The sequence below is a fragment of the Allostigmatella hybrida genome (assembly GCF_020103775.1).
GTDB classification, from domain to species: Bacteria; Myxococcota; Myxococcia; order Myxococcales; family Myxococcaceae; genus Hyalangium; species Hyalangium aurantiaca.
On the sequence record NZ_JAHXBH010000009.1, the window covers coordinates 20274 to 38831 of the forward strand.

13 protein-coding genes are annotated in these 18558 nt (G+C 69.9%); 8 read left to right on the top strand and 5 right to left on the bottom strand.

Annotated elements, in window-relative coordinates; all coding sequences use genetic code 11:
- Positions 1-115 precede the first annotated feature (115 nt).
- The 3 genes from KY661_RS16885 to KY661_RS16895 all read left to right on the top strand — a co-directional run bounded on the left by KY661_RS16885 (position 116) and on the right by KY661_RS16895 (position 5666).
- Positions 116-3139 (top strand): error-prone DNA polymerase, encoded by a 3024-nt coding sequence (locus KY661_RS16885; RefSeq protein WP_225411171.1) that lies wholly within the window; start codon positions 116-118, stop codon positions 3137-3139.
- A 166-nt stretch (positions 3140-3305) separates the two neighbouring features.
- Positions 3306-4382, top strand: coding sequence for an SGNH/GDSL hydrolase family protein (locus tag KY661_RS16890; protein ID WP_225411172.1), 1077 nt, complete (start codon positions 3306-3308; stop codon positions 4380-4382).
- A 186-nt stretch (positions 4383-4568) separates the two neighbouring features.
- Positions 4569-5666: an SGNH/GDSL hydrolase family protein gene (locus KY661_RS16895; protein WP_225411173.1), complete on the top strand. Its 1098-nt coding sequence runs from the start codon at positions 4569-4571 to the stop codon at positions 5664-5666.
- A gap of 69 nt (positions 5667-5735) precedes the next feature.
- Here KY661_RS16895 and KY661_RS16900 read toward each other — a convergent pair whose 3' ends face one another.
- Positions 5736-6599 carry a hypothetical protein gene (locus tag KY661_RS16900; RefSeq protein ID WP_225411174.1) on the bottom strand — a complete coding sequence of 288 codons (864 nt, stop codon included), beginning with the start codon at positions 6597-6599 and terminating at the stop codon, positions 5736-5738.
- Positions 6600-6693: 94 nt separating this feature from the next.
- Here KY661_RS16900 and KY661_RS16905 point away from each other — a divergent pair, with 94 nt between their 5' ends.
- Together KY661_RS16905 and lnt are read left to right on the top strand one after the other, a co-directional pair.
- Complete coding sequence (locus tag KY661_RS16905; RefSeq protein ID WP_225411175.1) at positions 6694-7362, top strand: hypothetical protein; 669 nt, start codon at positions 6694-6696, stop codon at positions 7360-7362.
- A complete protein-coding gene (gene lnt / locus KY661_RS16910) occupies positions 7359-9029 on the top strand; it encodes an apolipoprotein N-acyltransferase (RefSeq protein WP_225411176.1) in 1671 nt (556 codons plus the stop codon). Before KY661_RS16905 ends, lnt begins: the two co-directional genes overlap by 4 nt.
- On the opposite strand, the gene KY661_RS16915 is transcribed toward lnt, so the two are convergent.
- The gene (locus tag KY661_RS16915) at positions 8989-10647 is read right to left on the bottom strand and encodes an acyl-CoA dehydrogenase family protein (RefSeq protein WP_225411177.1); all 1659 of its coding nucleotides are present in this window, start codon (positions 10645-10647) and stop codon (positions 8989-8991) included. The two genes, lnt and KY661_RS16915, sit on opposite strands and share 41 nt — an antisense overlap.
- Positions 10648-10712: 65 nt before the next feature.
- Between KY661_RS16915 and KY661_RS16920 the strand changes: the two genes are divergently transcribed.
- Complete coding sequence (locus KY661_RS16920; RefSeq protein ID WP_225411178.1) at positions 10713-12371, top strand: ATPase; 1659 nt, start codon at positions 10713-10715, stop codon at positions 12369-12371.
- A gap of 1 nt (position 12372) precedes the next feature.
- Here KY661_RS16920 and KY661_RS16925 read toward each other — a convergent pair whose 3' ends face one another.
- A complete protein-coding gene (locus KY661_RS16925) occupies positions 12373-13152 on the bottom strand; it encodes a WbqC family protein (protein WP_225411179.1) in 780 nt (259 codons plus the stop codon).
- Positions 13153-13278: 126 nt separating this feature from the next.
- Here KY661_RS16925 and KY661_RS16930 point away from each other — a divergent pair, with 126 nt between their 5' ends.
- Complete coding sequence (locus KY661_RS16930) at positions 13279-15717, top strand: ATP-binding protein (RefSeq protein ID WP_225411180.1); 2439 nt, start codon at positions 13279-13281, stop codon at positions 15715-15717.
- Here the strand turns inward: KY661_RS16930 and KY661_RS16935 are convergent.
- Positions 15672-16484, bottom strand: coding sequence for a phytanoyl-CoA dioxygenase family protein (locus KY661_RS16935; RefSeq protein WP_398577202.1), 813 nt, complete (start codon positions 16482-16484; stop codon positions 15672-15674). The two genes, KY661_RS16930 and KY661_RS16935, sit on opposite strands and share 46 nt — an antisense overlap.
- A gap of 11 nt (positions 16485-16495) precedes the next feature.
- The gene (locus KY661_RS16940; protein WP_225411182.1) at positions 16496-17488 is read right to left on the bottom strand and encodes an aldo/keto reductase; all 993 of its coding nucleotides are present in this window, start codon (positions 17486-17488) and stop codon (positions 16496-16498) included.
- 100 nt (positions 17489-17588) lie between these two features.
- Between KY661_RS16940 and KY661_RS16945 the strand changes: the two genes are divergently transcribed.
- Positions 17589-18548 carry an alpha/beta fold hydrolase gene (locus KY661_RS16945; RefSeq protein WP_225411183.1) on the top strand — a complete coding sequence of 320 codons (960 nt, stop codon included), beginning with the start codon at positions 17589-17591 and terminating at the stop codon, positions 18546-18548.
- Positions 18549-18558 lie beyond the last annotated feature (10 nt).

Here is an 18558-nt window from a genome sequence, read left to right on the forward strand (position 1 = left end):
CTCGCGGTCATGTCAAACCACCGGCGAGCCGTCCGAAACCCGCGAATTCTCGATGATCCGACACTTTCGGCGCATTCGAGCTGACGTCTGAACGCCCGTCCAGTAGCTTGGTGGGGTGTACGCCGAGCTGGTCTGCCGCTCCAACTTCTCGTTTCTCCGAGGCGCCTCGCACCCCGAGGAGCTGGTGGCCACGGCCGCCCGGCTGGGCCTGCCCGCCCTGGCGCTGACGGACGGAGATGGGCTGTACGGGGTGGTGAAGGCCCACCTGGCCGCCCGGGAACACGGCCTGAAGCTCCTTCTCGGCACCGAGCTGACGCTGACCGACGGCCCGCCCGTGGTGGTGTACGCCATGAACGCGGGCGGCTACGCCAACATATGCCGCCTGGTGTCCGCCAGCCGGATGGCCCACCCCAAGGGCCAGACGGGGCTGCCCTGGCGGGAGGTGGCCGAGCGCTCCGAGGGACTCCTCGCGCTGCTGCCCCATCCGGCCCCCCTCGAACAGGTGGCGGGCCTCGCCGAGGCCTTCCCGGGGCGCTTCCACGTCGGGCTGTGCCGCACCCTGTCCGCGGGGGACGGCCCCCGGGAGGCCAAGGCCGAGGCCCTGGCACGGGCGCTGGATGTGCCGCTGTGCGCGCACAACGACGTCCACGTCCACCACCGGCGCCGCCAGCCGCTCCAGGACGTGCTCACCGCCATCCGGCACAAGACGACGGTGGACAAGGCGGGCACGCGGCTGATGCCCAACGCGGAGCGGACGCTGAAGTCCCCCCACGAGATGGCGCGGCTGTTCCACGACCGGCCCGAGGCGCTGGAGCGCACCCTGGAGATCGCCGGCCGGTGCCACGCCACGCTGGAGGACTTGCGCTACCACTTCTCCGAGGAGGACTTGCCCCCGGGGCTCACCGCCATGGGACACCTGCGGGGGCTCACCGAGGAGGGGCTCACCGTGCGCTACCCCTCGGGCGTGCCCCCCGAGGTGCGCAAGCAGGTGGAGCATGAGCTGAAGCTCATCGAGGCGCTGGACTTCCCCGGCTACTTCCTGGCGCTCTGGGACATCGTCCGCTTCGCGCGCTCCCGGGGCATCCTCTGCCAGGGCCGGGGCAGCGCGGCCAACTCGGTGGTCTGCTACGCGCTGCAGCTCACCGCGATTGATCCGGTGCGCATGGGGCTGCTCTTCGAGCGCTTCCTGAGCATGGAGCGCAAGGAGCCCCCGGACATCGACGTGGACTTCGAGCACGAGCGCCGCGAGGAGGTGCTCCAGTACGTCTACGAGAAGCACGGCCGGCACCGGGCCGGAATGGTGTGCGAGTTCATCTGCTACCGGGGGCGGCTGGCGCTGCGCGAGGTGGGCAAGTCCCTGGGGCTGTCGCTCGACCAGGTGGACCGGCTCTCCAAGGTGGCGGCGGCCTCCGGCTTCGACGTCACCCCGGAGGTCCTCGTCGAGGCGGGGCTGTCCGCGTTCGACCGGCGGGTGCGGCAGACGCTCACGCTCGCCAAGGAGATGGAGGGCTTTCCGCGCCACGTCTCCATCCACGTGGGCGGCTTCGTCATCACCCGCGAGCCGCTGGTGGACCTCATCCCCGTGGAGAACGCGGCGATGAAGGGCCGCACCGTCATCCAGTGGGAGAAGGACGACACCAACGCCCTGGGCGTGCTGAAGGTGGACCTGCTGGCGCTGGGCATGCTCACCGCGGTGTCCAAGTGCCTGGCGTTCATCCGCGAGCACTTCGGGCGGGAGCTGTCCCTGGCCACCATCCCCGCGGAGGACCCGAAGGTCTACGACATGCTGTGCGAGGCGGACACCGTGGGGGTGTTCCAGATCGAGAGCCGGGCGCAGATGAACATGCTGCCGCGCCTCAAGCCCCGCACCTTCTACGATCTGGTGATTGAAATCGCCCTCATCCGCCCCGGCCCCATCGTGGGCAACATGGTCCACCCCTACCTGCGGCGGCGCAACGGCGAGGAGGTGCCCACGTACCCCACGGACGAGGTGCGGGCCATCCTCGAGAAGACGCTGGGGGTGCCGCTCTTCCAGGAGCAGGCCATGAAGCTGGCCATGGTGGCCGCGGGCTTCACGGCGGGGGAGGCGGACGGGCTGCGGCGGGCCCTGGGCCACAAGCGCGCCGAGCAGCTCCTGGAGCCCTACCGCCTGCGCTTCGTGGCGGGCGGCGTGAAGCGGGGCTACCCGTCCCCTTATATGGAGGAGCTGTTCGAGCAGTTCCGGGGCTTCGCGCACTACGGCTTTCCCGAGTCGCACTCGGCCTCGTTCGCGCTCATCGCCTATGCCTCCTCGTGGCTCAAGTGCCACTACCCCCAGGCCTTCACCGCCGCGCTGCTCAACTCCCAGCCCATGGGCTTCTACGCGCCGCACACGCTGGTGGCCGACGCGCGCCGGCACGGGGTGGAGGTGCGGCCGGTGGACGTGCGCCACTCGGGGTGGGACTGCACGCTGGAGGAGGGCGGGGCGCTGCGCCTGGGGCTGCGCATGGTGCGCGGCCTGGGCGAGGCGGCGGGCCGGCGCGTGGCGGCCTCCCGGGGCGAGGGCTACACGTGCCTGGCGGACGTGGCCCGGCGCACGCGCATTCCCCGCCACGAGCTGACGCGGCTGGCGCTGGCCGGGGCCCTGGCCTCGCTGTGCGGCTCCCGGCGGCAGGCGCTGTGGGAGATTCAAGCCCTGGGGCCGCTGGACGCGGATGACTTGTTCTTCGGGCTGCCCATGGACGGCACGCAGGTGGCGCTGCCGCCCATGAGCGTGGCGGAGCGGGTAGCCGCGGACTACGAGACGGTGGGCCTGTCCTTGGAGAAACATCCGCTGGAGCTGTTACGGCCCGCGCTGCGCAAGCGGGGGGCTGTCTCCGCCGAGGGGCTCCAGCGGGTGTCCTCCGGCCGGCGCGTGGCCGTGGGCGGCATGCTCATCTGCCGGCAGCGGCCTCCCACCGCCAAGGGCATGTGCTTCCTGTCCCTGGAGGATGAGACGGGCATCGCCAACCTGGTGGTGCCACCGGACGTCTACGAGCGTTCCCGCCGGGACATCCACGGCGCGCTCTTCCTGGTGGGGGAGGGCATCCTGGAGCGCTCGGGCAAGGTGCTCAACGTCAAGACGCAGTGGATTCACGCCCTCGAAGGGGCCGTGGGTTAATCCAGACACCCGGACGCCTGGCCTGACGCGTTGCATGGCCGTTGCGGTCTGAACGATTTTTTCCGCGCAACGCGTCAATACACGTTTGATTTGTTTTCACTGGAATGGCGGTGAAGGTTGCCCTTACCCTGCGCGCCCCGATTCCAGGCAGTTCCGGAGGTAGTCCATGTCTCTTCGTCTCAACGTGCGTGATGTGTCCCTGGCGTGTGCGTTCGCGGCCAGCGTGGTGAGCGGTTCCACGTTCGCGAGCACCATCAATCAGAACACCTCGTGGACCATCACGCGCAGCGGCTCCTCCAGCACCTACCGGGTGGTGGCTTACGGCGACTCCATCTTCGCGGGCTACAACGGGAGCCTGTTCAACGTGGCCCGCCGCGCCTCGCCCTACACCAGCGGCGAGTACCTGGCCCACAAGTGGAACGCCAACGTGGAAGTGGTCCGCCGCACCAAGTCCGGCGCCAGGGCCGACGACATCTACAACAACAAGATCATCTCCGAGCGCTCGTACATGCAGGACGCGAAGACGCGCGTCGTGATGTTCGAGATGTGTGGCAATGACTACCTGCAGGCCCGCAGCGCGTTCTCCGAGCAGACCGGCACGTGTAGCTACAGCGGGCTGGACACGGCGCTGGCCAACTGCACCACGTACATGGAGCGGGGCATGCAGGCCGTCAACCAGTACGCCACCTCCGCCAAAGCCAAGATCATCATGAACATCTACTACCCGGGCTACAACGCGGACAACGTGCAGACGGCCTGCACGGACGCGTCCACCGGGACGAAGGTGAACCGCCAGCAGAAGTTCCTGCCCTATCTGGCCAAGAGCAACTGGCGCGCGTGCAACCTGGCCGAGAAGTATGGCTTCAAGTGCGCGGACGCCTTCGCCGAGATGATGGGCTCGGACTACGACTCCAACGGCGACGGCCTGAACGACGTGGACGGGCTGCGCTACAAGAGCGGCGAGTCCGAGGCGGCCTACGTCACCCGCATCACCACCACCCTGCGCTCGACGCTCCGCGACGCCAACACGCACTACGCCAACAGCAGCACGAGCTTCGACTACATCCAGTCGGACAACACGCACCCCACCTACTTCAAGTCCACCATCGGCACGGGCTCGGGCTCGGGCGCCTCGGACTTCGCTGACAGCGCCATCTCCGGCGGCAAGCACGCCGAGTGGAACAAGTGGGGCCACGAGAAGTCTGGCTGGTCCATCTCCACGTACAACCCGGCCACGCCGTAGTCCGCACGTCCGTTTTCTGGCGGACATGGTGCAATGCGTCAGTGTTTCACACGTGTGACAAGCTGGCGCATTGCGTTAATTTCAGAAAAAGAGATTTTGACCCGCTTCTCCTGGAAAGGGGATGAAGTTCGCCGGTACCCTGCGCGGCCTCATCCCCCTTCCTAGGAACACAAAGGAGTTGGTTTCATGTCTCTTCGTCTCAGCGTGCGTGACATGTCCCTGGCCTGCGTTGCCACGGCCTCTCTGGTGAGCAGCTCCGCGTTGGCGAGCACCATCAACCAGAACACCTCGTGGACCATCAAGCGCACCAACGCCACCAGCACCTACCGGGTGGTGGCTTACGGCGACTCCATCTTCGCGGGTTACAATGGCGGCCTGTTCAGCGTGGCCCGCCGCGCCTCGCCCTACACCAGCGGCGAGTATCTGGCCCATCAGTGGAACGCCAACGTGGAAGTGGTCCGCCGCACCAAGTCCGGTGCCAAGGCCGACGACATCTACAACAACAAGATCATCGGAGATCGCTCGTACATGCAGGACGCGAAGACCCGCGTCGTGATGTTCGAGATGTGTGGCAATGACTACTTGCAGGCCCGCAGCGCGTTCTCCGAGCAGACGGGGACGTGTAACTACAGCGGGCTGGACACGGCGCTGGCCAACTGCACCACGTACATGGAGCGGGGCATGCAGGCCGTCAACCAGTACGCCACCTCCGCCAAGTCCAAGATCATCATGAACATCTACTACCCGGGCTACGACGCCGACAACGTGCAGACGGCCTGCACGGACGCGTCCACCGGGACGGCGGTGAACCGCCAGCAGAAGTTCCTGCCCTATCTGGCCAAGAGCAACTGGCGCACCTGCAACCTGGCCGAGAAGTACGGCTTCAAGTGCGCGGATGCCTTCGCCGAGATGATGGGCTCGGAGTATGACTCCAACGGAGACGGCCTGAACGACGTGGACGGGCTGCGCTACAAGAGCGGCGAGTCCGAGGCGGCCTACGTCAACCGGATCACCACCGCCCTGCGCTCGACGCTCCGGGACGCCAACACGCACTACGTCAACAGCAGCACGAGCTTCGACTACATCCAGTCGGACAACACGCACCCCACCTACTTCAACTCCTCCACCATCAGCGTGAACATCTTCTCGGGCAGCGGCTCGGGCTCGGGCGCCTCGGACTTCGCCGACAGCGCCGTCTCCGGCGGCAAGCAGGCCGAGTGGAACAAGACGGGCCACGAGAAGTCCGGCTGGTCCATCTCCACGTACAACCCGGCCACGCCGTAGTCCGCTGACGCGCACTCCGCTCCGCCGCACCCGGGCGCGCCTTGGCTTCCAGGGCGCGCCCTTCTGTTGTCAGGAGAGAAAGCGCCAAGCGAGGAGCGCGGGGATGCCCACGAAGTAGACGAGCCGGCAGATCCACTCCAGCGACTGCCGCACGCCGTGCGCCCGCGAGGGCATCAGCCACGTGAGGGCGAACGCCAGACCCTCGGCGAGCAGCCGCCAGACCCCGGCATACAGCACGAGGGTGGTGGTGAAGAGCAGCCAGTAGCCCGCGAAGGTCTTCAGGTACGAGGCCAGCCCGAACATCCGGTACTGCCCGAAGGGCCCTCCGAAGGTGATGTACTGGTGCGCCCGGAACATCACCCCCGTGGGGATGAGCGGGAACAGGCCGAACTTGATGGCCACCGAGTCCCAGAACCACCGCCGCGCATCCTGCTTGGCCTGGCTGAAGCGCGAGGGAGGGTGTGCCGCCGCCTCCGCCACACCGGGGAGTCCTTCACCGAGCGCGGCGAGCAGGGGCAACGGGCGGGGGACTTCGAGGACATGCGAGAAGAAACGCCCGGAGTTCATCCGCAACCGGAGCCCCGCGCCCGGCAGGGGGAACTTCCAGGGCTGGACGCCCGCGAGGGACTCCCGGGGGATCTCGAACCGCGCATCCCGCAGGTGCAGCACGAGCTGCTCCGGGGTCACCTCGAGCGTGCCCAGCGACAGGCGGCGCAGCAGCCGGACGAGGAGGATGGGCAGGAACGAGAACGCCACGAGCTGGAGCCCCGCGCCCAGGGGCGTCGTCAGCTCCTCGCCTTGAAAGGCGCCGAGGACGAACTGCCCCACGAGCAGGAGCAGGTTCGCCGCGCTCACGGCCTGGGCGGCTGCGGTGAGCCACCGGAGGGCAGGCTTCCAGGCATGGACGGGGAAGCGGGGGGTGGCTGCGGACATGGAGCTTGGGGCTTGGGGGAGGGCGCCCGGGTGGGGCGGTTGGCCTCGGCGAGAGGGGCCGGTACTATACGAAGCCTGGAGGTCACGAGCGAGCATGTCGGCGCAGCACCCGGCTCCTGAGCGGCGCGTCGACAGCGATGGGGTTGTCCGGATCGAACACCGGCGCCCCAGCGGAGCCTCATGGGTCCTCCGGCTCGGGCTGGTGTTGACCTGCCTCTGTCTGGCCCTGAGCGCGTGGCTGGTCTTCGACCGCCCCGCGGCCGAGAGCCTGCCGGTGTTCGCCCAGGAGGAACCACCGCCGCCCCCGCTGGCCAGCCCGGCTCCTCCGGTCCGCACGGTGCGTCCCGCGGCCCGGCCCGCCGTGCCCAAGCACCTGGAGGCCGAGGTGGGGGCCATTCCCGAGGAAGTGCTGGAGCAGATCCCCGAGGGAGTCTTCGAGATGCCCAAGCCCGGCGAGGCGCCCACCGGCCTCATGTTGTTCCCCGCTCCCGGGACGGATCCCCTCAAGAAGGGCATCCTCGTTCCGGAGGACTTCGAGCTGCCCCCGGGCTACGTGCGCCACTACCAGGCCACCGATGACGGCGAGCGCGTTCCCGCCATCCTGATGTTCAGCCCGGATGGTCCGCCCCTCGATGCGAACGGCCAGCCGATGCAGGTGACGGCGAACGGGATTGTTCCCCCCGATCTGGCGCCGCCGGGCATGCCCATCCAGCTCCTGGAGGTTCCGAAGTCCGGTGGCGGAACGGGGGAGCCGGAGCCATGAGCGCGGCGCCGTCCCTGGCGCGCCGGTCCGGGGAGATGCTCCTCGGGGCCGTGGCGGTCGCGTGGATGGTCTGGATGTATGGGCGGATGGAGCCAGGCTGGGTGTGGCTGTGCTTCGTGGCGCTGGTGCCCTGGCTGGCCGTGCTCGACCGGCTTCGCACGGCCGCGCAGGCGCTCGTGGCGGGGCTGGTGCTCAGCGCCGTCTTCACCGTGGGGGTGCTGGGGTGGTTCGCCGACTCCCTGCGCGCGTACGCCCAGTCCTCCAATGCGTGGGCCTACTGGCTCGTGCTGCTGCTGTGCTCCCCGGTGCTCCAGCCGCAGTTCATCACCGCGGCCCTGGCCCGGCACCTGGCGCGGCGGGCCGCCCCTCCGGGGGCGTTCCTGCGCGTGGGGCTGACGGCGGCCCTGGTCTACGTGGGCACCGAGTGGGCCTGGCCCAAGCTGCTCGCGGACACGCTGGGCCATGGCCTGTATGCCTCCGTCTGGTGGCGGCAGGGCGCGGACCTCGCCGGGGCGCATGGGCTGACGTTCCTTCTCATCCTCATCAACGAGTGCGTGCTCGCGGCGCTGCGCGCCTTCGCGGCCCGGGGCTGGAAGTGGCCTGGCGTCACGGCCCTGCGTGCCCCGCTGGGGGTGGCGGGGGCGCTGCTGGCGGCGCTCACGGGGTATGGCGCGCTCCGGTACCGGCAGGTGAGCGCGCAGACCGGGTCCGGCCCGGAGCTGACCGTGGGCGTGGTGCAGGCCAACCTCACCAACTACGGCCAGCTCAAGGCGGAACTGGGGACATTCGATGCGCTCCGGATGATCCTCGACACGCACTACGCGCTGTCCGATGCGCTGATGAAGGATGCCCGGCCGGATCTGCTCGTCTGGCCGGAGACGGTGTACCCGACGACGTTCCGCTCGCCGAAGAGCGCGGAGGGCGAGGCGTTCGACAACGAGCTGGCCGCCTTCGTGGGCGAGCGCCAGATGCCGCTCATCTTCGGCGCCTATGAGCTGGACCAGGCGCGTGAGTTCAACGCGGCGATGTTCCTGGGGCCCGTGGGCCGCGAGGAGGAGCGCCGCCTGGGGTTCGCCTCCTACCGCAAGACGCTGTTGTTCCCGCTGACGGAGTGGATTCCCGACGTGGTGGACACCCCTTCGCTCCGGGGCTTTCTGCCCTGGCTGGGCACCTGGAAGCGGGGGCCCGGCCCGCGCACGGTGGACTTCCCGCTGCGCGGGGGACGGGTGCTCAAGGTGGCGCCGCTCATCTGCTACGAGGCCATCTTCCCGGCCTACGTGACGCAGGCGGTGGGGAAGGGCGCGGAGCTCATCGTGACGCTCTCGAATGACTCGTGGTTCGGAACGAGCGCCGGGCCGCGGCTGCACCTGACGTTGGCGGCGTTCCGGAGCATCGAGACGCGGCTGCCCCAGGTGCGGGCCACCAACTCGGGCATCTCCGCGTTCATCACCCCCACCGGCGACATCCTCCAGGAGACGGGCGTGGGCCAGCGCACCGGGGTGCTGATGCGGGTGCCTTCCACCGGGCACCTGGGCACGCTGATGGTGACGTGGGGCAATTGGTTCGGCCCCACGGCCCTGGTCCTGGGCGTGGCGCTGCTGCTGGCACAGGCGCTCCGCGCGCGGCTCACGCCAGGAGCCGGGCGTCGTCCAGATCCATCTCCGTGACGAGGTTCACCCCGTGGCGCGCGAGCCGGCGGGCCGCGGCCATCACCTTCGGGCCGTGGCCGTGGTCCAGGCACCACTGGGCGTGCTCCACCAGCAGGGCCAGCTCCATCGTGCGGCCCAGCGTGAGCGCGAAGCGCCGCGCGCCGGCCTCCAGCCCCACGGGGCTCGCCAGGGCCTTGGCCACCCAGCCCCGGGCATGCTCCAGGGCGTCCTGCGCGGCCCGCACGCACGGCTTGAGGCCGGACTCCTTCGCCGTGGCCAGCCGGGCCTCCACGTCCGCGTGGAACACATCCAGCGTGCCCTCCTTGGCCAGGGCCCGCAGCGTGTCCAGCGAGAGCACGTTCGTCGTGCCCTCCCAGATGCTCAGCACCTGGGCGTCCGCCAACATCCGCGGCAGGCCCGTGTCCTCCACGTAGCCCGCGCCGCCGAAGCTCTCCAGTGCCTCCGAAGTCAATGCCACCGTCTGCTTGCCCGTGGTCAGCTTCGCCAGCGGCGTCACCAGCCGCTGCAACTGGAGGTCCTCCTCCGTGGCCACCTTCGCCTCCATCCGGCCCAGCAGCTCCGCGGCCCGGAACGCCAGGAGGAAGGCGCCCTCGAACTCCGCCTCCATGCCCGCCAGCGTGTCCACGTGCAGCGGCTTCTCCGACAGCTTCGCGCCGAACTGCACCCGCCGCGAGGCGTAGTCGCGCGCCAGCGCCATGGCCCGCCGCATCATCCAGACCGAGGCGATCGCGTTCCACGTCCGGGTGACGTTCAGCATGGAGGACATGTTGCGGATGCCGTCCGTCAGCCCCGCCACCGGGATGGCCAGCGTCCCGTCCAGCGTCAGCTCCGCGGTGGGCACCTTGCGCGTGCCCAGCTTGTCCTTCAGCCGGTTGATGAGGATTCCGTTCAAGAATCCATCCGGCTTGCGCGTCTCCACATAGAACAGCGCCAGCCCCTTGCCGCCCGGGCCGTTGCCCTCCGGCCGCGCCAGCGTCAGCGCCATCTGGGACGTGGTCGCCGAGGTGAACCACTTCGTCCCGTACAGCCGCCAGCCCTCCGGCGTCTGCTTCGCCACCGTCTGCGTCAGCCCCACGTCCGAGCCGCCCGTGCGCTCGGTCATCCACTGGCCCGAGGTCCAGAACTGCGCCGGATCTCTCGACGTCAGGTGGGGCAGGGCGCGCTGAATGAGTTCCGGATTGCCCAGCGACAGCAGCGTCCGCGCCGCCCCGTCCGTCATCGCCAGGGGGCACGAGTAGACGTCCAGCGACGGCTGGATGACGTAGTTGAGCGCGAACTGGTGGATCCGGCTCAGCTCGGCGCTCTTCTGCTCGTAGGCCACCGCCACCAGGCCGCGCTGGGCCGTCAATACCTCGGCCTCACGCCACAGCGGCGTCACGGCGATCCGGTCAACCCGCTGGCCCCACGCATCCCACTGCGTCAGCTCCGGCTCGTTGAGCCGGTCCCGCTGCTGGAACTCATAGAAGTACCGGCCGCTCAGGTCCCCCAGCTCCCGGAACTCACCGGTGAGGGAGCGCAGGAGCTCCTCGGGCAGCTTGCGGGCCAGGTAGCCCTGCAGCAGGGCATCATCGTCATACTGGTTTCCGAGGCGGGGCGCGTCCTGGAAGAAGCTCATGCGCCTAAAGTAACACCGGAAAGGGGCGTCGGAGAAAACCGGAAGAGTGGGGTAGGCTTGCCCCCATGCCTGAGATGAAGAGGCCGGGCGCGCCCCCAGGATTCGAGCCCCCGGAACTGGATACCGATCCCAACCGCAGCATCACGCCCAAGGAAATGCCGTCGGTCGTGGTCGAGCCCCAGCTCCCCCTGACGCCCCCTCCCGCTGCCTCTCAGCGGCTCCGCCCCCCGCCCGCCGCACCGCCGGTGCCTCCTCCCAGCGAGCCAGGCGCCGAGCGCCGTGCCCCCCTGCCTCCGGGATACGTCGGCCCGGATCGCCGGGGCACGGGCACCGCCTCCTACGCGGGCCTGGAGCGCCGCACGCCGGTCCAGGTGGCCGCCGTGCCCGAGCGCCGCGTGGGTGGCACCAGCCAGCGCCGGGCTCTCGAGCCCGCCACGCCGCCTCCCAGCCACCGCTTCTGGCCCCAGCAGCCCCGGACGCTCGAGGAGTGCGGCCTGACGGTCTCCATGGTGGAGGAGCTCATCCTCAAGGCCATCTTCTTCGCCGGCGAGATGCGGGGCATGGACATCGCCAACCGCCTCAAGCTGCCCACCCAGCTCGTGGATGAGATCATCGAGGGGCTGCGCCGCCAGAAGTACCTGGACATCCGCGGCGGCGGCGCCTCGGGCGTGGGCAAGTCCACGATGATCTACCAGCTCACGTCCTACGCCACGGACATGCTGCGGCAGATCCTCGACCGCAACCGCTACAACGGCCCGGCCCCCGTCACCGTCCAGGAGTGGGTCCAGGCCGTGCGCAAGCAGACCATCCGCGGCAACCGCATCACCCGCGAGCAGATGGAGGACAAGTTCAGCGACCTCATCATCCGCGACTACATCTTCGACGGCATCGGCCCCGCGATGAACTCGGGCCGCGCCATCTTCTTCTATGGCCCCCCGGGCAACGGCAAGACGGCCATCTGCCAGCGCATGGTCAACTGCTTCGAGGGGGACATCTTCGTTCCCCACGCCATCCTCATCGACGACTTCATCGTCCGCATCTACGACAACATCCTCCACCGTGCCATCGACGATGAGCCCGGCCAGCCGCCGTATGACCGGCGCTGGGTGCGCTGCCGCCGGCCCATGGTGGTGGTGGGCGGCGAGCTGACCATGGAGATGCTGGATCTCGTCTACTCGCCGGAGGTGAAGTACTACGAGGCGTCCTTCCAGATGAAGGCCACCAACGGCATCCTGCTCATCGACGACTTCGGGCGGCAGAAGGTGTCCCCGGTGGACCTGCTCAACCGGTGGATCGTCCCGCTGGAGAGCGACACGGACAACATCACCCTGCACACGGGCAAGAAGGTGCAGGTCCCCTTCGATGTGTTCGCCGCCTTCTCCACCAACCTGGATCCCTCGGATCTGGTGGACGACGCCTTCCTGCGCCGCGTGCGCTACAAGCTCGAAGTGCAGCGCCCGGACGAGGAGCAGTTCTTCCAGATCTTCGAGGACATCTGTCTCAAGCGGGGCGTGCCCTATGACGCGGCCATGGTGGAGTACCTCATCGACAAGCACTACCGCGCCACGGGCCGCGTGTTCGCCGCCTGCCAGCCCCGCGACCTGCTGGATCAGGTCATCGACATGGCGAACTACCTGGGCATCCCGCCCCAGCTCAACCCCGTGCTGCTGGACCGCGCCGTGCGCAGCTACTTCGTCCGCTTCGACCGGGACCCGGCCGTCTAGCTCACCCGGGCGGCGGGGCGAACGGCCCCCAGGGCGAGGGCTTCAGCCACTCGCGCACCTCGTCCAGGGGCACGTTGGACAGCACGTCCACGATGGACAGCCCCACCACGAAGCGCCCCTCGCGCCCCTGGGGGTAGGCCGGGTAGCGGAAGCGCTGCCAGAGCAGCCGCACCCCCACCTCGCGGAAGAAGCGGGGCTGGATGTACAGGGAGCCCGTGGCCGAGTAGTACGCCTCGGCCCCCACCTGCGCGCAGTACGAGGCCAGGCGCCCCGTCCGGTCCGGGTGGGAGCGATCCAGCGTGGAGGCCAGCACCACCCGGGGATTCAGGCCCAGCGGGCCGTAGAAGATCGCCATGCTGGCCAGCACCGCGCGCAGCAGCGAGCCGGGCCCGTGCGCCGCGCCCCACTCCGCATAGAAGGCCTCCAGGCCGGGCAACACCTGACTGCGGAAGTAGGGCCGCCGCCCGTACAGCGTCTGGAACGTCTGCAGGTGCTTCCGGGCCCAGGGCTGCCGCGCATCCAGCGCCAGCTCCGACAGGAGGCTGTCCCGGTGGGCCCCTTCCAGCGGGAGGGTGAGCCACTGGTACCCGGGCTCGTGGGGCGCCGGGGTGGGCACATGGGGGGGCAGGGCGATGCGGGTGCGCCGCTGCCACCCCCGCCGCAGCCACTGCACGTTGTCCAGCACCACCAGCGTCTGGGCCCTCGCCACCTGCTCGTAGAAGTCCAACCACGGCAGGTAGTGAGGCTGCTCCGCCATGACGACGCCCGGGGTGCCCGACACGCCAGGGAGTATACCCTCCGACATGGAGGGGACCCCCCAGGGCGAAAAATCACATTGGCATTGGACTTTTTCACTGTGAGCTGAAATGGTGGTGACACAACCGGCGAAGGGGGGACTTCCACAGCAATGAGAATTCTTCTCGTCACCAGCGGCGCCTACCCAGAACTCGTCGGGGAAATGACCCGGCTGGGCCATCACGTCCGCGTGGAGGCGGACCGGTTGGCCGCGGCCCGGGTGCTCGCCACGGAGGACGTGGACGTGCTCGGCGTGGAGGCTTCGCTCCTGCTCCGCGATGCGCAGTGGCTGGAGCCGCTGCGGGCCAGCGCCGCCCCCGGGGTACTCCTCCTGGGCCTGGCCCCCTCGTTGGACGAGGCCGTGCTGGCGCCCTTGCTGGCCGCCGGGGTGGATGAGTTCCTGGTGGCCCCCTTCGCACCCGTGGAGGTGCGCAGCCGGCTGGCGCTGCTGGCGCACCGGCGGGCCGCGTTCGCCCGGCAGCAGGCCCTGGGGGTCTCCAGCCGCAACGAGCTGTCGCGCCTGGCGGACGTCATCCAGATCCAGAGCGACATCATGGGCGCGGGGTTGGATCTGCACCGCGTCACGGAGCGCATCTGTGGGCAGGCCCGGGCCCTGTGCGAGGCGGAGGGCGCGGGCGTCGGCCGGCTGGAAGGCGACAGCGTGCACTACCACGTCACCGTCGGGAGCATGGCGCCGTTCCGGGGCACCCGGCTCCTGGCCAGCCAGAGCCTCACGGGTTTCAGCCTCCTGCAAGGCGAAGTCACCCTCTGTGATGATACCGAGCTGGATGCCCGCGTGGACCGGGAGACGACCCGGCGGCTGGGTATCCGCTCGATGATCACCGTGCCCATGATGGCGGGTGGCCGCGTGGGCGGCGTGCTCAACATCGTCTCCTCGCGGCCCCATGCCTTTGGCGAGCAGAGCCGGCGGGCCCTGGAGCTGCTGGCGGTGATGCTCGGGGCGGCCATGGCCAACGCCGCCGAGTACGAGGCCAAGCAGAAGCTGGTGGCCGAGCACAGCGCCGCGCTCTCCGCGCTCCGGGACACGCTGCGCATGTTCACGTCCTTCATGGACAACAGCCCCGCGCTGGCCTTCGTGAAGGACGCCGAGGGCCGGCGCGTCTGGGCCAACGAGCCCTACCGGCGCTTCTACGGGCTGGACATGGAGGCGCTGCACCACGTCCGGGACGAGGAGCTGATGCCGCCGGCCATGGCCCAGCGGATGCGCCAGCAGGATCTCGAGGTGCTCCAGACGGGGCGCTCCTCCGTGACGGAGGCGATGATTCCGGGCCGGGACGGCACCGAGTGCCATTGGATCACCTACCGCTTCCTCCTGAAGGACGACGAGGGCCAGACGATGCTGGCCCACGCGGCGCTGGACATCACCGAGCACACCCGGGCCGAGGTGGCGCTGCGCAACTCCGAGGAGAGCTTCCGCTCGCTCATCGAGCGCTCGCCCGAGGCCATCTTCGTCCACCGCGGGGGCCCGCTCGTCTACGTGAACCCGTCGGCGCTGGTGTTCCTGAAGCAGCCCGCTTCCCGGGTGGAGGGCGCGTCGCTGCTGGACTTCGTGCACCCGGAGGATCGCGCCCTGGCCCAGTCGATGCTGGGGCCGCCGGGGCGGGGCCTGGCCGGCGCGCGGGAGCTGCGCTTCCTGAGCGCCAACGGCCGGGTGCTGACGGCCGAGGTGAGCTGCCTGAGCCTCTCCTTCCTGGGGCAGCCGGCCACCGTCATCAGCGCGCGGGATCTCACCGAGCGCCGGCAGATGCAGACGCGGCTGGTGCTCTCGGACCGGCTCGTGGCCATGGGCACGCTGGCGGCCGGCGTGGCGCATGAAATCAACAACCCGCTCGCCTTCGTGGTCTCCAACCTCAACTTCATGGCCTCGGAGCTGCAAGCGGTGGCGCGCGAGCTGCCCCCGGGGCGCGTGGCGGAGCTGGAGGAGGTGCTGCGCGAGGCGTCCATGGGCACCACGCGCATGCGGCAGATCGTCGGGGACTTGAAGATGCTCTCCCGCGCGGACGACGAGGCGCGGGCCCCCGTCAACCTGCAGCACGTCATCGAGTCGGCGCTCACCATCGCCCGCGCCGAGCTGCGCCCCCGGGCCCGGGTGGTGCGGGACTACGCGGACGTGGCCTTGGTGGAGGGCAGCGAGGGCCGCTTCGCGCAGGTGTTCCTCAACCTCTTCATCAACGCGGCCCAGGCCATTCCGCAGGGGCAGCCCGAGAGCAACGAGATCCGCATCACGCTGCGCGCGGCCCAGGAGCACGTCATCGCCGAGGTGAGGGACACGGGCGCCGGCATTCCTTCGGAGCTGCGGGCCCGCATCTTCGATCCGTTCTTCACCACCAAGCCGGTGGGGGAGGGCACCGGGCTGGGCCTCTTCGTCTGCCAGGGCATCGTCACGCGCTTCGGCGGGGAGATCTCCGTCGACAGCGAGGTGGGCCACGGGACGACGTTCCGGCTCATCTTCCCCGCCGCGAAGGGCGCCCGCGAGCAGCCGCCTCAGTCCTCCTTGTCCGAGCGGCCGTCGTTCGTCCCCAGCGCCTGACGGAAGACCGGAGGAAACACCCGGGGCGCCTTCTTCTTGCGCACGCAGCGCGTGCTGGCGCTCATGTAGCAGACGGAGAAGGCCCGGCGGCGCTGGCCGGGCCGCCCCCGGCCGGAGCGGTGCCAGACGTGGTTGTGCACGAGCAGCACCTCACCGGCCCGCACCGGCAGGAGCACCCGGTGCGCCTCCGCCTGCCGGGCGGCCACCTGATCCGGGGGGATGACGCCGCCCAGGGCGGTGACGAGCCCCTGATGGTGGGTGCCCGGCACCACCTCCAGGCAGCCGCCGTCCTCGGGGGCATCGTCCAGGGCGGTCCAGATCTGCAGCTCCGGCTCCTGGGTGATGCCCCACAGCTTGCCGCCATCCTGGTGCCAGGGCAGGTTGCTGCCCCCCGCCTGGCCCTTGTGAAAGAGGATGGAGCGGTAGAGGACGATGTCGCCGGGGATGCGGGCCCGGGCGATGCGCTCGAAGAGCGGGTTCTCCAGCCACGCGCGGAAGAGGGGATCCAGCTCCAGCTTCTCCAGCTTCCGGTAGTCCAGCGAGGGCCCCTGCCAGCCCAGCCCCAGGGGCGCATCCTCGTAGCGGCCCGTGGATGCATCGAGCTGGAAGAAGAGCCCCGGGTAGCTCACCTGTCCGAGCATGAGCGCATCGGCGCGCTCGCGCAGGGCGGCGAGGCCCTCCTCGCTGAGCAGTGCGCCCAGCCGCGCGTAGCCGTGCCCGGCATAGTGCGCGAGCGCCGTGTCCACGTCGAAGTGAAGCGGGTTCACGCTCAGCACGGTCACCTCGCGTAGCGCGCGTCCGTGCCGGTGAATGCCTGGAACAAGTCCTCCACGCGCGCGAGCGTGTCCGGGGACAGGACCCGTGTCTGGGCCTCCAGCGCGGCGTCCAGGTGCTCGACGGAGCCGGGCCCCACCAGCACGGAGTCCACGCCGGGCCGGGCCAGGAGCCACGCGTAGGCCAGCTCCACCCGCGTCATGCCCCCGTCCGAGGCCACGGCCCCCAGGGCCTCCACCTGCGCCAGCAGCCGCTCCGAGCCATAGCGGTTCTGGTACAGCCGGTTCGTGCCCAGCCGGGAGCCCCGGGGCGGCGCGGCGCCCAGAGCGTAGCGGCCCGTGAGCACGCCGCCCGCGAGCGGATTGTAGACGGTGGTGTGCACGGGGTAGCGGCGGGTGAAGGGCAGGTACTCCAGCTCAATCTGGCGCACGAGCAGGTTGTACATCACCTGGGAGACGGCGGGCCGGGGCATGCCACGCGCGTCGCACAGCGTGTTCAGCTCCAGCACCTGCCACGCCGCGAAGTTGGACACCCCCCAGTGCCGCGCCTTCCCCGCGCGCAGCAGCCGCTCCACGGCCCCCAGCGTCTCCTCGAGCGGCACCGCCGGGTCCGGCTGGTGGAGGTAGAAGAGGTCCACGGCATCGGTGCCCAGGCGCTCCAGGCTCTGCTCCAGCGCGCGCTCCACGGTGGCGGCGGCGAGCCCCTCGGGCTTTCCCTGCACCCGCGCCAGGCCCGCCTTGGTGGCGATGCCCACCTGCGCCCGCCGGCCCTTCAGGGCCTGTCCCAGGATGCGCTCGGATTCGCCCGAGCCGTAGGCATTGGCCGTGTCGAACCAGAGGATGCCGCGCTCCTGGGCCCGGTGGACGATGCGGTGGGCGTCGGGGGCCGGGGTGCGCGCGCCGAAGTTCATCGTCCCCAAGGACAGGACCGGGGGACGAGGGGCCCCCTCGGGACGGGGGGCCAGCCAGGGGGCAAGAGGAGAATCCGCGAGGCGCATGGGCCCACTCTGGGTGGCCCGCGCCACGGCGTCCAGGGGAACGGCAGCCCGGGATGAGCTTGCGCGCCTGGAGGGCATGCACCATGTATGGGGCGATCCCATGTCCTACCGCCGCCTCACCCGCTTCGTCGTTGCCCCGGATGGGAGCCGGATCGCCTACCACACGCACCACGGCAAGCTGCCCAGCGAGACCTTTCTGCAGGAGATGGCCGGCTGGCCGCCGGTTCTGTTGACCAACGGAATTGGTTCCTCGGAGAACTTCTGGCGCCACATCGTGGCCAACCTGGAACAGGACCACCGGGTGGTGCACTGGAACTACCGCGGCCACGGCGAGAGCGGCGACTCGCTGAGCGGGGACTACGGCATCCCCACGCATGTGGAGGACCTGGAGCGGGTGACCGAGACCATGATGGCGGAGGGCAACGGCCGGGCGCCCCACCACATCGCCTTCTCCATGGGGGTGCGCGTCGTGCTGGAGCTGTACCGCCGGCGCCCCGAACTCGTCCCCGCCATGACGCTCATCGCGGGGCCCGCGGGCGCCACCGGCGGGCAGGATGCGCGCTGGACCGGCCGGCTGGGGCAGGGGGCCCTGAAGCAGGTGCTGCGCGCGGCCACGCCCCTGGTGCCCCTGGCCTCCCCGGCCGTGCGCCTGTTCCTGGGCAGCCCCCTGGCCTATCCCATGGGCCGGCTCACCGGAGCCCTGCGTGCCCGGGCGCCCCGGGAGGACATTCAGGAGCTCTTCGTCGCGGTGCGCCAGATGAACCCCACCGCCTACTGGCGGACGCTCCAGGGGCTGCTGGAGGGGGATGCCTGGGATGTGCTGTCCACGGTAAAGGTGCCCGTGCAGCTCATCGCGGCGGCCAATGATTTGATCGTCCCCCTGCGCGAGATGGAGCGCATGCGGCGGCACCTTCCCCACGCGCACTGGCTGCTGGTGGAGGACGCGGGCCACGCGGGGCTCGTGGAGGCCGGGGACGAGATCGCCAACGCGGTCCGGACCTTCCTCGTGGACCACTGTCTGGAACCCGCCGCTGGACCCGGCCGGCCAGACGCGCCATAAGGCTCGCGGA

What these genes read in the sequence shown, in the direction of transcription:
- lnt (WP_225411176.1), top strand. Translation starts at nt 7,359, where the DNA reads ATGAGCGCGGCGCCGTCCCTGGCGCGCCGGTCCGGGGAGATGCTCCTC.
- KY661_RS16915 (WP_225411177.1), bottom strand. Translation starts at nt 10,647, where the DNA reads ATGAGCTTCTTCCAGGACGCGCCCCGCCTCGGAAACCAGTATGACGAT.
- KY661_RS16890 (WP_225411172.1), top strand. Translation starts at nt 3,306, where the DNA reads ATGTCTCTTCGTCTCAACGTGCGTGATGTGTCCCTGGCGTGTGCGTTC.
- KY661_RS16930 (WP_225411180.1), top strand. Translation starts at nt 13,279, where the DNA reads ATGAGAATTCTTCTCGTCACCAGCGGCGCCTACCCAGAACTCGTCGGG.
- KY661_RS16920 (WP_225411178.1), top strand. Translation starts at nt 10,713, where the DNA reads ATGCCTGAGATGAAGAGGCCGGGCGCGCCCCCAGGATTCGAGCCCCCG.
- KY661_RS16940 (WP_225411182.1), bottom strand. Translation starts at nt 17,488, where the DNA reads ATGCGCCTCGCGGATTCTCCTCTTGCCCCCTGGCTGGCCCCCCGTCCC.
- KY661_RS16945 (WP_225411183.1), top strand. Translation starts at nt 17,589, where the DNA reads ATGTCCTACCGCCGCCTCACCCGCTTCGTCGTTGCCCCGGATGGGAGC.
- KY661_RS16905 (WP_225411175.1), top strand. Translation starts at nt 6,694, where the DNA reads ATGTCGGCGCAGCACCCGGCTCCTGAGCGGCGCGTCGACAGCGATGGG.
- KY661_RS16900 (WP_225411174.1), bottom strand. Translation starts at nt 6,599, where the DNA reads ATGTCCGCAGCCACCCCCCGCTTCCCCGTCCATGCCTGGAAGCCTGCC.
- KY661_RS16895 (WP_225411173.1), top strand. Translation starts at nt 4,569, where the DNA reads ATGTCTCTTCGTCTCAGCGTGCGTGACATGTCCCTGGCCTGCGTTGCC.